Genomic DNA, 14,558 nt, shown 5'->3' on the forward strand with positions numbered 1-14,558 from the left:
CACGGCGGCACGGCGGCGGCCCGGCCGCGATACGTAGCCGCGCCGCGGCCTCACCCGGTGCCACTGAACCCGCCGACCGAGGGCAGACGAACTCGTACGCGTCACGTACGACGTCGCCACCGGGAGACAGGGGAGAACGTGTTCGGGAACGTCGCTCTGCCGATCGCGACCGTCAACCGACCAGGGCCCGGCCGACTGGCCCGCGCGCTGCCCGAGGCGGCCCTGCTGGCGGCGGTGTACGCGGGCTACAAATACGGCCGCAAAATCGCCAACGGCCATACGGACGACGCGTTTCCCCACGCGCACTCGGTGTGGGGCCTGGAGCGCGCCCTGCACCTGCCGAGCGAACGGCTCGTCCAACGCGCCGCCATGCACTGGGAAACGGTGATCCACGCCGCGAACTACTTCTACGCGACGGTGCACTTCCCGGCGATGGCGCTCTTCCTCGGCTACATGTTCCTGCGCCGCCCGACGCATTACGTGTGGATCCGCCGCGCGATCGTCGTCCAGACCGCGCTGGCGCTCGTGGGCCACCTGCTCTACCCGCTCGCCCCGCCCCGGATGCTCACCGGCTCGGGCATGGTCGACACCGCGGCCCGCTACGGTCCCGCCGTCTACCACGGCACCCCGCAGAACCACTCCATGTCCAACCAGTTCGCCGCGATGCCGTCCCTGCACGTCGGCTGGGCCCTGGCCATCGCGGTCGGCATGATCGCCGCCCACCGCTCCAGGGCGCGCTGGCTGTGGTTGCTCCACCCCCTGATCACTCTCCTGGTGGTGGTCAGCACGGCCAACCACTACTGGCTCGACTGCGCCGTGGGCTGCGCTCTGCTGGGTCTGGCGATCCTGATCATCCCCTCGGCCACCCCGCGCCCGCGCGGAGTCGCGCTCCCCGCACCGGGTAGACGCCCCCGTATGACGCAGCCTGCCGACCACACGAGCCCTTCCCCGCTCTCCCCCGCCCCCTTCACTCCCGCCGCCGAGCCCGACCGCGGCACCCGCCGATGGGGCCAGCGCCTTTACGTGCTGGGCGCCCTCGTCTACGTCGCGGGAATCACCATCGCCCTCCTGACGGCCCACCCCACGGCCCGCGCCGCCGTGTGGACCGTCGCCTGGGCCGCCCTCGTCCTGGGCGCCGGAGGCGCGGGACTCCTCTGGATCCGCCGCCACAAGGCGACGAAAGCCCGGGCCGAAGCGCTCAGCGAACCGCCGGTGGAAGCACCGGCGGAGGCACGGACCGAACCGCGCACGGAAGTCCGCCACTTCGACTGAGCCCCGCGCGCCGCGCCGCTGACCCGCTTCCCCAGCGGTGCGGCGCGGTGCGGCTCCCTGCGGGGCAGAACAGCCGGACCCCGCTCCTGCGCTCGCCTACGCACGCTTGCGCAGGACCAGCCAGGAAGAGGCGAGGACCCCGGCCCCGGCCGCCGCGCCGAGGACGAGCAGCGTGGTCCGAGGGGTGAGGTATTGGAGCGCGATGCCGCCCGCCACCGCCGGTAGCGAGAGCCCGACGTAGCCGGCGAGGAAGAACCCGGAAAGGCTCTCGCCGAGCTTGTCGGGAGGCGAGAGGGCGACGACGCTGCCGAGGGTCCCCTTGTACAGGATCGCGGCCCCGGCGCCGATCACGCCGCCGCCGGCCAGGAACAGACCGAGGCTGGGAGTGGGCAGCCAGGCCGCCACGACGACCATCGCCAGGCCGGCGAGGTCGATCGGGACGCCGACGACGAGCAGTCGCCTGACCGGCCACGTGCCGGTGGCGACCAGGGCCACGATGCCGACGGCGCACGCGATGAAGATCGCCAGCCCGGCCATCGCCAGCGACGTGTCGCCGATCACCGTGGCCAGGAACGTCCCGGCCAGGCCCAGGAAGATGGCGACTCCGGCGTAGGCCACGAACACCTCGACCAGCAGCCCGAAGTACCGGGGCCTGGCATGGATCGGGACCGAGACCCGCTGGGGGCGGTACGGCGGCAGGGGGCGCGGCCGGTGGCGGGTCTCGGGCGACGCGATCAAGGCGATCGCCCCGACGACCAGAGCGGCGAGCAGCACCAGGTAGGGCAGGACGAGCGGGTGCGGCGCGTACTGGGCCAGCAGGCCCGCGCACAGTCCGCCGAGGCCGAGCCCGCCGAAGTTGGCGCCCGCGGCGGCCAGTTGGGGTCGCCGGACGGTCTCGGTCCCGGGGCGGTGTCCCGTGTGCAATTCGTTGAGGTAGGCGGTGGCGGTGGAGACGGTGAGACCCACGGCCACCCCGGTCAGGACGCGCGCGACGAACAGCCCGGCCAGGCCGGGCCAGAAGATGAACACCACCGCGCTGACGCTGGACAGGCACACGGCGGCGAGCAGGTGGACGCGGCGGCCGTGGACGTCGGAGAGGTGGCTGGCGAGGGACAGGCTCGCGACCACGCCCACCGCGTAGGCGGCGAACACGATCGTCACCATCAGCGACGAGAAGTGATCCCGGTCGGCGTAGAGCACGTAGAGCGGGCTCGGCGCGGTGGAGAAGGCGAGCACCGCCAGGAAGACCCAGGTCGCGGCCCAGAAGCCGAAATGGTGATGGCGCGGAGAGGGCACCGGTCGTAGCGAGGCGACGGGTTGCCCGGTGGTGGAAACGGTCATGAGTCCAAGATCGTCATTCCCGGCCCGACCTACCACCGGTATAGTGCCAGGTGATGCCGGAAAGTAGCCACATCGTCGACAACGCGCTGGAGATGGGCAGCCTGCCGCTCCTGCACGGCGACCGTGTCCCGTCGCACCGCCATGGGCAGGGCCATCTCGTGTACCCCGCCACCGGTGTGCTGTCGGTCACGACCAGGGAAGGCACCTGGATCGCACCCGCGACCCGGCTTGCCTGGACGCCCGGCGGCTTCGAGCACCATCACCGCGCCTACGGGTTCACCGACATGCGGGTCATCTTCCTCCCGGCCGCCCTCGCCGCCCGCCTCCCGGACCGCCCCGCGGTGTTCGCCGTCTCGGCCCTGGTCCGCGAGGTCCTGCTCGCCCTGACCGACGACACCGACACGCCCCGGTCACCGACGGCCCTCGACCGGCTGCGCGCCGTCGTCATCGACGAACTCGTGCCCGCCTCCGAGGAACCGCTGCACCTGCCCGAGCCACGTGACGACCGGCTCCGCGCGCTCAGCCGCCTCCTGCACGACGACCCCGCCGACAACGCCACCTTGACCGAACTCGGCACGCGGGTCGGCGCCGGCCAACGGACCCTGACCCGGCTCTTCCACGACGAGCTCGGCATGAGCTTCCGGCAGTGGCGTACCCAACTGCGCCTCCACCACGCCCTCACCCTCCTCGCCGCCGGACACACGGTCACCCACACCGCGGCGGCCTGCGGATGGGCCAACCCGACCAGCTTCATCGAGGCGTTCACCGCCGCCCTCGGAGCGACCCCCGCCCGCTACCGCCACGATCCCGACGCCCGGCGGCCGATCGCCTCACCGCACCGGAGCCGAGGGCGAGGAACTGTCCGTGGTACCGGGTGACGTGGCGTCCGTGGGCGCGTCGCTCGGTGTATTGCGGAGCTCGGCGAGTGCCTGCTGGTCGGCGAGGGCGATGGCCAGTTCACCGGCGGCGGTGGGGTGCAGCGGAGCCTGGTCGGCGGCGTTCTGGACGAAGGGCTGCTCACTGCACAGCCGGTGGCCTTCGAAGTCCGGCTGGGCGGTGGCGAAGTGGAAGGCGTCCGCGCCCTGCTGGAGCACGGCGTTGAGGTTGGCCAGGCGGGATTTGAGGACCTTCACCTTGGCCTCGGTGAGGCCGTCCTTTTCGAGGCACCTGATGTCGGGGCCGAAGGGCTCGTAGTACTGGTTGATGAGCACGTCGGGGTGGTGAGGGAGGTCGGAGAGCTGCTGGAGCAGATCGAGGTAGTTCTGCGAGAACGTCGAGAGCTGCTCCTTGAAGTACGCCGTGGACGCCTTGTCGTCGCAGACGGGCGCTTTGGCGCACAGGCCCGTCAGCACGGCCCAGTTCATGTCGTTGGCCCCGACGCTGACGATGATCACCGACGCGCTCGACGCGCGCTGCGCCACCGCGAGCTGCGGCGGTACGGCCTGGTCGCCGCGGAGCTGTACGCCGAGGAGGCCGTCGGTCACGGTCGCGCCCTGGCAGGCGAGGTTCAGCACGTTCCAGTCGTTGACCCGGCCGAGAACGGCGGCGAACGCGTCGGAACTGCGCCCGCAGGTCTTGTCCAGCGCGCTGGGGTCCTCGACCGGCTGGTTGCCGATTCCCGCGGCGGTGGAGTCGCCCAGCACCACGGCGTGCACGCCGGTCAGCTGCGGTCCCTTGGCCGGGGCGACCGGCTCCGTCGGCGCGCGCCCCACCAGGTCGTCGAGCGTACGCACCTGCCGGAGCGCCTGAGGAGTGCCGGACGCCATGAGGTACACGCCGAGCGCGTTGACGGCGCTCACGGTCAGGACGCACACACCGACCATCGTCAGCGTGGTACGGCGCGGGGCGCGCCGGATTCCGGCCACGGCCACCGCGACGACGGCCGCGCAGCCGGCCGCGATGAGGAGCTCCCAGACGCAGTAGCGGATCCACCCGGCGGCCAGCTGCCGGCTGAGGGTCAGCTGGAGTGTGTCGTGGTCGTCGGACCGGACGATCTGGTTGACCTGCGAGTTGATGCTGATGTCCGCGAGCTTCAGGCGCGGCCGGATCGGTCCCTGGAAGTGCGGCTCGGTCGCCAGCGCTTCTCCGAACAGGTCGAGTTCGCCGGGTCCTGACAGGCTGAGGTCGGGCGCGACGGCGCCCACTTCGACGGTCTGGCCCGCCGCGGTGACGGACTGCATCGGGGTGAGACGTACCGCCAGCCAGATGGACGCGACGCAGACCGCGAGCAGCGCGACGACGGCCAGGAGGCTGTTCCGGCCGCGCCGGAGCCAGCGGCCTTTCGCGCTGCCGCGCCGGGGGCGGGCCACCGCCTCGTCGTCCCGGCGTTCTTGGAGGATCGGCAGTTCTGCTTTCGGCATGTCCCTCGCTCTCCGGCGGCGCCGGCCACTGATCGCACATCATCCGTTATATGGACGATACGACGTCCACCGCGCGGGATGTCGCGTCGGTGGGCCTGCGGAGGGTGATCCGTTCCGCCGTCAGCGGGCCGATTCGGCGTCAGCGGGCCGGTCCGCCGTCGTGCCCCCGGACGCCGCCGTGACGGTCCGGGCCCTCGGGCGCCCCTCCCATCATGCGGAGCATGGGCATCCCGCCGGTCCGCCAGAAGCGGATCACCAGTGCGGCGCCGACCAGGAGGAAGACGATGTTGAGCCAGGTCGTGTAGTCCCAGGAGATCCCGGCGGTGGGAATCCTCGCGTCGGCCTGATCGGGAATCAGGCCGAGCCCGCCGAAGACGAACTCGACGGCGTATCCGGCGACGACCATGGCCGCGTAGAAGGCGCCGAGCAGGTACAGCGCCATGCGGGCGCCGTAGTACCGCCGGTAGATGTTCAGGACGGGCAGGATCAGCAGGTCGGCGAAGAGGAAGGCCACGACCCCGCCGAAGCTGATGCCGCCCTTCCACAGCACCACCGCCAGCGGCACGTTCCCGATCGAGCAGACGAAGGACAGCAACGCCACCACGGGACCGATCAGCGGGCCCCACAGCTTGGACGCCAGCGGGTGGCCGTCGAAGAAGAACGCGCCCCAGAAGGCGTCGGGTACCCAGGCCGCGACGGCCCCCGCGACGAACAGACCGATCGCCAGGTCGCGCGCGATCGCCGCCCATTCCATGACGAAGACGTGCGCCACGGAGGTGAGGCCCTCACCCGACAGCAGCCGCCGGGCGAAGGAGCCCTGCCGCCGCACGGACATGTCCATCGCCGCGTGCCCCTCCATCGAACCCGCCAGCCCGCGCCCGGCCTGTTCACGGGCCTGCCGCACCAGCGGCTCGCGCAGGGTGAGCCGGAAGACGACCGCGAGTACCAGGATCATGACCGGGCCGCCGGTGAATTCGGCGGCGGTGAACTGCCAGCCCATCAAGAGGGCGAGGATCACGCCGAGCTCGACCACCAGGTTCGTGGAGGCGATCTCGAAGGCCATGGCCGCGGTGAAGTCCGCGCCCTTGCGGAAGAGCGAGCGTGCCAGCGCGACGGCCGCGTACGAACACGACGAGGACGCCGCCCCGAGCGCCGAGGCCCGCAGGAGCGTACGCGGCCGGTCGTCACCGAGCAGTCGTACGACCGTGGACTTGCGCACGACCGCCCGGACCACCGCGGACAACGTGAATCCCAGGATCAGCGCCCACGTGATCTCCCACGTCATCGACCCGGTGATGGACAACGCGTGCAGGAGTGCGTGCATGACCCCCATCCTCGTGGGTGGGGGCCTGCCATCCGGGCAATGACGTCTCCGCCCGCGTCATACGGAGCGGCCTTTCGCCGGCGGAACGGACCGCTTCCGGCGGGCGGCCCGGATCCGGCGGCGGCCCCTCGCCCTCGGCGTAGTCGAAGAGCCCGTCGGCGCCGGTCAGGCCCAGCACCCGCTGGACGGCCGGGCTGACGGCGGTCAGCCGGAGTACCGCTCCGGTGCACTCGGCCACGCGCCGGGCCCGGAGCAGCGCGTTGAGCCCGCCGCAGTCGAAGAAGGCGACGCCGCTCAGTTCCAGGCTCAGGCTGTCGCTCTCGCACAGCAGATGGTCGATGAGGACGCGGGCGAAGGTGTCCGCGCCGGTGAAGTCGATCTCGCCGCTGACCGTGACGACCGTGTGGCCGGCGCGCTGGCTCACCCGTAGGGCCAGGGCGTCGGTCGGATGGGTGATCATCCGGGAGGTGTGGACCGCCGCGCCTGCGTCGTCGTCGTGCGCGGAGAGTCCGCGATCCCATTCGGACATGTCGAGGGCCCTCGCCTTCCCGATCCGGTGGCCACACCAAGTGTGTGGGCGGGCAGCAGAGGCGTCAAGCAAAACGTGAATCTGTGTTCATGCTTTGCAGATCGCGAATCGGAGATCCTACGATAGGGCGATGGACGATTCTGAGCCGCGCCCCGCCACCGGATGGACGTTCCTGACCAATCACGCACGTGTCCTGGCCGTCATCGCCCGCGACCCCGGGAGCCGGGTGCGGGACATAGCGGCGCGCTGCCTGCTCACCGAGCGCGCCGTACAGAAGATCATCGCCGACCTGGAGAGCGAGGGGTATCTCACGCACACCCGGGTCGGACGCTCCAACCTCTACGAGATCCCGGCCGGCACGGTGTTGCGCCACCCCGCCGACATGGGCCCGACCGTCGCGGACCTGCTGTCGATCCTCACCGTCCACCGGAACGGTTCCGAGCCCGAGTCCGAGCCCGCAGCCAAGCCCGAGCCCGCAGCCGGGTCCGAGTCCGCAGCCGGGTCCGGGTCCGAGTCCGGAGCACGCTGACCTGCGCCGACGGGCACCCCTCGGGGCCGGGACCCGGCTGACCGGCACCGTCTCGCGGGCGACCTCGCGGAGCATACTGGGAGGTAGTGGACCACGGCGGCCGACCTCCGCACACGGCGGGTCGGCGGGCCGGGTCCGGCCCGCTTGAGATGAGGTGGTGAGCGGTGGTGCGCTCCCGGTTCGCGCCCGACTGGCGGCTCACGGTCCGCATGGTGACGGTGATGTTCCTGCTGGGCCTGGTGTTCGTGGCCTTCATCGCCGTGCTGGTCGCGCTGCTGAAGTCCGTGGTGGTCGTGGTGGTCATCGCGGCCGGCGTGCTGGCGGCGCAGTACTGGTTCTCCGACCGGATCGCGCTGTTCGCGATGCGGGCCCATGAGGTCACCCCGCAGCAGCAGCCCGAACTGCACGGCGCGGTCGACCGGCTGTGCGCCCTGGCCGACATGCCGAAGCCGCTGGTGGCCGTCTCCGAGATGGACCTGCCGAACGCCTTCGCCACCGGCCGCAACGCCGACCACGCCGTGATCTGCGTGACGACCGGCCTGCTGCGGCGCCTGGAACCGGGCGAGCTGGACGGCGTGCTCGCCCACGAGCTGTCCCACGTCGCCCACCGGGACGTCGCGGTGATCACCATCGCCTCCTTCCTGGGCGTGCTCGCGGGGCTGCTGGTGCGCTTCGTCTTCTACTCGGAACTGTTCGGCCGGGGCCGCCGCGACCAGAACACCGCGGCGCTGCTCGCGATGATCATGGCGGTGTCCGTGGTCGTGTACGGGCTGAGCTTCCTGCTGATCCGGGCGCTGTCCCGGTACCGCGAGCTGGCGGCCGACCGCAGCGCGGCCGAACTGACCGGACGTCCCTCCGAACTGGCGTCCGCGCTGGTCAAGGTGAGCGGCACCATCGCCCGTATCCCCACCGAGGACCTGCGCACCGTCCGGGCCTTCAACGCCTTCTTCTTCACCCCGGCCCTGAAGGAGGGCTCGGCCCTCGCCTCGGTCTTCTCCACCCACCCCAGCCTGGAACGCCGCCTGGACGCCCTGGCGAAGCTCTCCACCGAGATGGGCCTGCGCGCCTGAGCGGTCGGCGCCGCCCGTCGAGGTCGTCGGGATGAGCTGGCGCCCTGACGCCTGGCCTGGGGTCGGACCGGCGCACAAGAGTGCCCCGCGCCGACGGCCGGTGCCAGAGCTGAGGTGGCGGGCCGTGGGCGCGGGGCGGTCTTCATGGGGGTTGGTCGGCCGGTGGCCGACGGCGGGTCAGCGCACGCGGATGTGCGTCTGGGTGGAGGAGCCCTCGATCGACGAGTTGCCGACGTAGACCACCTTCAGGGTGCGCAGGCCCCGGGTGGTCATCTTCAGCGAAGCCGAGGCGGTGCCTCGGGCCGTGAGTTTGAGGGTCTTGACCCGGCGCCCGTTCTCGTAGACCACTACGTTCCCGCCGGGCGTGCCCGCCGTGGACGAGACCGTGACCTTGAGCGTCACCGACTGGTTCTTCTTCAGCGATGTCGCGGAGAGCCCGACGGCGACCCGTGACTTCGCCGCGGTGACCTTGGCGGTCTGCGGCGAGGTCGACGACGCGGATGCCTTGCCCGACTTGGACGCGGTCACCGTCACCGACAGCCGGTGCCCGATGTCGGCCTTGACCGGCCGGTAGGCCGACGCGGTCGCGCCGCCGATCAGCCGGCCGTCGCGCCGCCACTGGTAGCGGAAGGACAGGCCCGTGGTGTTCCACGAACCGGTGGTCGCGGTCAGCGCCGAACCGTACTTCGGCGTCCCGCCGATCTGGGGCGCGACCAGGGCCTTGATGGTGTCCACGTCCGCCAGGTCGACCACCACCGAGTGCACCGGCTCAGGGTTGCCGGCCACATCGGTGGAGAAGAAGTCGACCGTGTGCCGGCCGAATCCCTTGACCGAGGGGGTCTCCCCGGCCAGCACCTTCCAGGCGCTCCCGTCGATCCGGTAGGTCGTCGACGCGACGCCGCTGAGCGCGTCCTGGGCGGTGAGGCCGACCGTGGCCCGGTCCGCCTCCGCCGTCCCGGACTTGCGGGTCACCGCGACCTTGGTGACGGGAGCGGTCCCGTCGATCCACACCGACGCCGTCCGCTGACCGGTGGAGTTGCCGGCCGCGTCCTTCGCCCGGTAGGAGACCGCGTGCTTGCCGTCCCCGCTGACCAGGACGGGAGCGACGTACGCCTGCCAGCCGGCGGACCCGCCGACCTCGACCGTGGGAGCGGTGTCCCGGTTGTCGACGGCGGTGACGGCCACCGAGGCGTCGCCCCGGTACCAGCCGTTGTCGCCGGGCGCGGCGGCACTGGTCACCGTCGCGGAGGCCAGCGGAGCCAGGCTGTCGGCGGGCACCGGCAGCACCCAGCTGTCGGCGATCGACGGGTCGAAGTAGCCCGAGGCGTCGAGCGGGAACTCGTACTTGATGCGTACGGTGCCGTCGTTGGCGAGCGCGGCGGGGGTGTCGATGACCGTCTGGTAGGTCTTCGTGCCCATACCGGTCTCGGTGCGCTTGAGCGTGTACGTCTTCACCAGGGTGTCGTTGACGTAGATGTTGTACTTCTTCGTCCTGGCGCCGTCGAACGTCTCCCGGTTGCGGAGCATGAACGGCTTGCCCGGCGTCACGTGCGCCACGGCCGAGTACCACGAGCCCGGGTTGGCCGAGTTCGCGTAGCGTCGGTCGAAACCGGCTTCGGTGTTCGTCCCGCTGGCCGGTGCGGCCATGATCGCGTGGGCCTTCTCCGAGGCCGCGTTGCCGAAGTCGATGTAGTCGAGGACTTCCTGGGTCGGCGGCGCCGGGAGGTTGACCGTGATCTTCGCGGCCTTGTCGGCGAGCGTCACACCCTGGTCGACGAAGTGGACCTCGGCGGCCTGGTCACCCGCGACGGTCTCCAGTCCGGGGAACAGCGGCAGGACGACGGTCTTGGTCGCCCCGGGCTCGATCGTGACCCGGTCGGAGGCGGGCGGGGTCTTCCACCCGTCCGGCACGGCCGCCGTGAGCTGGCCCGACACCGCCGAGCCGCCGTTGTTCCTGACCGTCGCGGTCAGGGTCGCCTTCTCGTCCGAGCCGTCGACCGGACCGGCCGACGTCACGGTGGTGATCTCGACCCCCGACGTCACCGAGACCCACGGCGTCGAGTCGTTCAGGGTGAAGGTGCCGTACTGGCTGGTGAAGGTCAGCTTGACCGACGCGTTGTACGTGCCGGGCTTCTGGTGCTTCGGCACGCGGACCGTGAACGGCAGTTGGACGCGGTCGCCCGCTCCCAGCGTGTCCTTGGCCGAAGCGGTGGGGTCGACATTCCAGTCGTCGACCGTCACGACGGCCTTCAGGTCGCGGATCGCGGCCGTACCGGCGTTCGCGATCTCGACCGTTCCGGGGATGTTCGCGCCGGGGCCGCCGGGCTCGGCGACGGGCGGGACGACCACCGAGATTCCGAGATTCGCGGCGACCGCCTTGCCGAACAGCGCCTCGATCGCGTCCAGGCGCGCCGTCAGGTCGTTCTTGACCGGTCCGTCGACCGACGAGCCGGCCAGCCAGGTCCTGAGGGTACGGATCGGCGCGACGCCCTCGCTCAGACGCTGCGACGCCTGACCGGAGTCGCCCGCGACGTCCGCCGCGACGGCGTCCTCGACCTTGCCGCTCGCGGTGTCGAGCGCGGCGCCGACACGGGCGCGGTCGTCCGCGCCGAGGTCGCCCGCCGCCGCCAGGTCACCGGCGTGCGCGTCGGTCTTGTGGATCTCGGTGACGATGTCGCCGAACAGGGCGCGCTTGGCGTCGGAGTGGATCGCGTACGTACCCGAGCCGACGGTGAACGTGACGACGCCGTCGGCCACCGAGACGTCGCTGACGCCCTCGGCCTTCGTGATCGGCGTGCCGCCCTCGGTCACGGCCTCGATGTTGCGGGCCGGGACGCTGACGCGCGAGGTCGTGTTGACCGGGACCGTGATGTCCAGGGACATTCCCTGGTCGGTCTTCTTCCAGCTCGACCCGATCGTGCCGTACACGGACTCGTAGGTGCCCTGACCGCTGGTCAGGTCGCCGCCCACGGCCGGGGCGATCCTCGACTCCTTGTAACCGGCCTTGAGCGCCGAGATGCCGCCGATGTTCTGGTACATCCAGTCACCGACCGCGCCGTAGGCGTAGTGGTTGAAGGAGTTCATGCTGACATCGCCGAAGCTGCCGTCGGGGTTGATGGAGTTCCAGCGCTCCCACATCGTGGTGGCGCCGTGCTCGATCTCGTAGCCCCACGACGGGTAGTCCTTCTTCAGGATCATCGTGTAGGCCAGGTCGGAGCGCCCGATGCTGGTGAGCGCGGGGAGCAGCCACGGCGTTCCGAGGAAGCCGGTCGTGAGGTGGTAGTCGGTGGTCTTGAGCTTGGCGACGAACTTCTCGGCGACCTTCGCGCGCAGCGCGGGATCGGTCACGAGGTTCATGCCGAGCGCCATGGCGTACGCCGTCTGGCTGCCGCCCTGGACGGTGCCGTCGGCCCCCACGAGCTTCGCGGTGAACGCGGCGCGCACATCGGCGGACAGCTTGGCGTAGGTCGCCGCGTCGGCGTCCTCACCGATCGCCTTGGCCATCTCCGAGAGCATGCGCGCGTCTTCGGCGTAGTACGCGGTGCCGAGGACGTCCGTGCCGGTGTTGTCGTCGAGGTTGAGCCAGTCGTTCCAGTTGCCGCGCGCCGAGTCGATGAGGTCGTCGCCCGCGCCCTTCTTCACGAAGCCCAGGAACTTCGTCATCGAGGCGTAGTTGGCCCGCACGATGGCGTTGTCGCCCTGCGCGTGCCACACCGCGTACGGCACCGTGACGGCCGAGTCGGACCAGCCGAGGCCGCTGCCGAGGTCGATCGTCGGCACCGACGGCGCGATGCCCGGGTAGTTGCCGTCGCTGTAGGCGGAGTCCCGCAGGTCGGTCGTCCACTTGTTGAGGAAGGCGCGGGTGTCGCGCAGATAACTCGCGGTCGGCGCGAAGACGTTGATGTCTCCGGTCCAGCCCAGGCGCTCGTCACGGGCCGGGGTGTCGGTCGGGATCGACAGGAAGTTGCCGCGCTGTCCCCACGAGATGTTGCTCTGGAGCTGGTTGAGCATCGCGTTGGAGGTCGTCAGCGTTCCGGTCGCCTTGAGGTCGGAGCCCCAGACGACGCCGGTGACGTCGCCGAGCGCGGGTGCGCTCTTGATGTGGGAGATCTCGAGGTAGCGGTAGCCGTGCTGGGTGAACTTCGGTTCGTAGACGACCGTGCCGGTCGCGCTGAACGTGTAGTAGTCGGTGACCTTCGCCGCGCGGAGGTTGGCGGTGTAGAGGCTCCCGTCCTTGTTCAGGACCTCGCCGTAGCGGATCTTGACGGTCTGTCCCGCGACACCCTGGAGGCGCATCCGGGCGACGCCGACCATGTTCTGGCCGAGGTCGTAGATGTACGTGTCGGCGGCGGGACTGGTCCGCGTCAGCGCCGGAAGCTCGCCGGTCACGCGCACGGGCTCATCGGGCTGGGCCACGAGCTTGGCGGTGTCGGAGGCGCCGATCGTGACGGGGTTCCACGCCGCGTCGTCGTAGTCGGGGCGGTCCCAGCCGGGCTGTTCGGCCCGCGCGTCGTACGTCTCGCCGTCGATGTTGTCGGCGGCCGCGTAGGGACCCGAGTGGCTCTTCCACGTGCTGTCGGTCTTGACGATCTGGTGCGTTCCGTCGGTGTAGTCGATGCGCACCTGCGCGATCAGGCCGACGGAGTTGCCGAACATGCCGGGGCCCCACATGCCGACCTTGCCGGCCCACCAGCCGTCACCGAGCTCCGCGCCGATCGCGTTCCGGCCGTTGCCGACCTGGTCGGTGATGTCATAGGTCTGGTACTGGACGCGCTTGCGGTAGTCGGTGTCGCCGGGGGCCAGGAACTGGTCGCCGACCTTCTTGCCGTTGAGCTCCAGCTCGTAGGTGCCGTGCGCCGAGGCGTACACCCGGGCCCGCGCGACCGTCTTGCCGGGTTCGGTGGTGAACTCCTTGCGCAGCAGCGGCAGATTGCTGTCGCTGGTCCGCAGGATCACGTCGAGCTTCTTCTCCACGAGCAGCCCGTCCGGCGTCAGGGCGCCGCCGGTGAACGGGTTCTCGGTCCCGGAGAAGTCGGTCCGGAACAGTACGTCACCGGCTTTCGAGGTGACCTTGACGGCGTGGATGTGCGCGGCCTCCGGTCCCTCGTTGGCGAGGTCCTGGCGGAAGCCGATGAAGCCCTTGGCGAAGGTGGTGTCGGTCCGGCTGTCGATCTGGGCGCCGTCGAGCTTCGTGGTGATCGTCGGGCCGTCCACGGTAAGCGACAGGCGGTGCGTGCCGGTGAGCAGTTGGGCGGACGTCATCGTCGTGATCGGGATGTTCCCGAGCAGGGAGAAGCCGCCGTTGACCTTCTTGTGCGGCCGGAACTTCGGGACTCCGGTCCCGTCCGCGGTGCTGATCTGCCACATGTACGCGTTGCCGGTGTCCGACGCGCGCAGGTAGACGCCCAGCGCCAGGTTGTCGAGGGTGAAGTCGATGTCCGTGGTGTAGTCGTTCCACTTGTCGATCTCACCGCCGGCGGACTTCCCGATCCAGTCGCCGGTCCACTCGGCCGCGTCGAGGATGCCGGTCTCGAACCAGCCGGGAGCGCTCCAGTCGCTGGCCCGGCCGTCTCCGTCCCAGACCCTGGCCTGCCAGTAGTAGCGGGTCTGCGAGGTCAACTTCGGCCCGCCGTACCGCACATCGAGCTGGTCGCTCGACGCGACCTTCCCCGAGGACCACACGTCGTCGGCGGCAGCGCTGGTGCCGACCCGGACCTCGTACGCCGTCTGCACCACGCCACGGGCGCTCGACGTCGACTTCCAACTGAACGTCGGGGCGTCGCCCGCGATGCCGAGCGGGTTGGTCCGGGCATTCGTCTGAAGAGCGCCGACCGTGAGGCCGTTCCCCTGCGCCGCGGCGGCCGCCGGGTCGGCGGCCAGGAAGGCGACGGCAAGCATGACGAGCGCCGCGAGCAGAGCGATCAGGCGTCGCCCTCCGGACGCGGCGGGTGGAGCGGGAAGTCCGGCAACTGGTCTGGCAGGCGTCATGTCGACGGGCCTTTCGTGGCAAGTTCGTGGCAAGAGAAAGCCCTCGCGGCTCTCGCCACGAGGTGAAACGTTCCAAAAATGATGTGACGGCCGTCTCATGTCAAGAGTTTGGACAAGATCAGCACGCGCTTGACCGTGCCAAGGT

9 protein-coding genes are annotated in these 14,558 nt (G+C 70.6%); 4 read left to right on the plus strand and 5 right to left on the minus strand.

From position 1 onward, the window contains the following. Positions 1–138 precede the first annotated feature (138 nt). A complete protein-coding gene (locus ACIP4Z_RS14300; RefSeq protein ID WP_401307729.1) occupies positions 139–1,272 on the plus strand; it encodes a phosphatase PAP2 family protein in 1,134 nt (377 codons plus the stop codon). A gap of 96 nt (positions 1,273–1,368) precedes the next feature. Here ACIP4Z_RS14300 and ACIP4Z_RS14305 read toward each other — a convergent pair whose 3' ends face one another. Beyond that, on the minus strand, positions 1,369–2,613 hold the full coding sequence (locus tag ACIP4Z_RS14305; RefSeq protein WP_401307732.1) for an MFS transporter: 1,245 nt from the start codon (positions 2,611–2,613) through the stop codon (positions 1,369–1,371). A gap of 53 nt (positions 2,614–2,666) precedes the next feature. Between ACIP4Z_RS14305 and ACIP4Z_RS14310 the strand changes: the two genes are divergently transcribed. Continuing rightward, positions 2,667–3,491, plus strand: a complete 825-nt coding sequence (locus ACIP4Z_RS14310) for a helix-turn-helix domain-containing protein (RefSeq protein ID WP_391048064.1) — start codon at positions 2,667–2,669, stop codon at positions 3,489–3,491. On the opposite strand, the gene ACIP4Z_RS14315 is transcribed toward ACIP4Z_RS14310, so the two are convergent. The 3 genes from ACIP4Z_RS14315 to ACIP4Z_RS14325 form a co-directional block, all read right to left on the minus strand. Next, positions 3,444–4,973 carry a GDSL-type esterase/lipase family protein gene (locus ACIP4Z_RS14315; RefSeq protein ID WP_401307736.1) on the minus strand — a complete coding sequence of 510 codons (1,530 nt, stop codon included), beginning with the start codon at positions 4,971–4,973 and terminating at the stop codon, positions 3,444–3,446. The two genes, ACIP4Z_RS14310 and ACIP4Z_RS14315, sit on opposite strands and share 48 nt — an antisense overlap. A gap of 139 nt (positions 4,974–5,112) precedes the next feature. Further along, positions 5,113–6,258: a permease gene (locus tag ACIP4Z_RS14320; protein ID WP_401308159.1), complete on the minus strand. Its 1,146-nt coding sequence runs from the start codon at positions 6,256–6,258 to the stop codon at positions 5,113–5,115. Beyond that, entirely contained in the window at positions 6,158–6,826 is a 669-nt protein-coding gene (locus ACIP4Z_RS14325) for an STAS domain-containing protein (protein WP_401307739.1), read from the minus strand. Before ACIP4Z_RS14325 ends, ACIP4Z_RS14320 begins: the two co-directional genes overlap by 101 nt. Positions 6,827–6,956: 130 nt before the next feature. Here ACIP4Z_RS14325 and ACIP4Z_RS14330 point away from each other — a divergent pair, with 130 nt between their 5' ends. After that, complete coding sequence (locus ACIP4Z_RS14330) at positions 6,957–7,355, plus strand: helix-turn-helix transcriptional regulator (RefSeq protein ID WP_401307742.1); 399 nt, start codon at positions 6,957–6,959, stop codon at positions 7,353–7,355. Positions 7,356–7,522: 167 nt separating this feature from the next. Further along, entirely contained in the window at positions 7,523–8,425 is a 903-nt protein-coding gene (gene htpX / locus ACIP4Z_RS14335; RefSeq protein WP_391048225.1) for a zinc metalloprotease HtpX, read from the plus strand. A 177-nt stretch (positions 8,426–8,602) separates the two neighbouring features. Here the strand turns inward: htpX and ACIP4Z_RS14340 are convergent, their stop codons facing one another. Continuing rightward, on the minus strand, positions 8,603–14,323 hold the full coding sequence (locus ACIP4Z_RS14340) for a family 78 glycoside hydrolase catalytic domain (protein ID WP_401307745.1): 5,721 nt from the start codon (positions 14,321–14,323) through the stop codon (positions 8,603–8,605). Between the last annotated feature and the right edge of the window lie 235 nt (positions 14,324–14,558).

The organism is Streptomyces sp. NPDC088910, assembly GCF_044749865.1.
GTDB lineage: Bacteria > Actinomycetota > Actinomycetes > Streptomycetales > Streptomycetaceae > Actinacidiphila.

Coding starts and splice junctions, on each gene's coding strand:
- ACIP4Z_RS14305 (WP_401307732.1), bottom strand. CDS start 2,613: ATGACCGTTTCCACCACCGGGCAACCCGTCGCCTCGCTACGACCGGTG.
- ACIP4Z_RS14310 (WP_391048064.1), top strand. CDS start 2,667: ATGCCGGAAAGTAGCCACATCGTCGACAACGCGCTGGAGATGGGCAGC.
- ACIP4Z_RS14315 (WP_401307736.1), bottom strand. CDS start 4,973: ATGCCGAAAGCAGAACTGCCGATCCTCCAAGAACGCCGGGACGACGAG.
- ACIP4Z_RS14320 (WP_401308159.1), bottom strand. CDS start 6,258: ATGACGTGGGAGATCACGTGGGCGCTGATCCTGGGATTCACGTTGTCC.
- ACIP4Z_RS14325 (WP_401307739.1), bottom strand. CDS start 6,826: ATGTCCGAATGGGATCGCGGACTCTCCGCGCACGACGACGACGCAGGC.
- ACIP4Z_RS14330 (WP_401307742.1), top strand. CDS start 6,957: ATGGACGATTCTGAGCCGCGCCCCGCCACCGGATGGACGTTCCTGACC.
- ACIP4Z_RS14340 (WP_401307745.1), bottom strand. CDS start 14,323: ATGCTTGCCGTCGCCTTCCTGGCCGCCGACCCGGCGGCCGCCGCGGCG.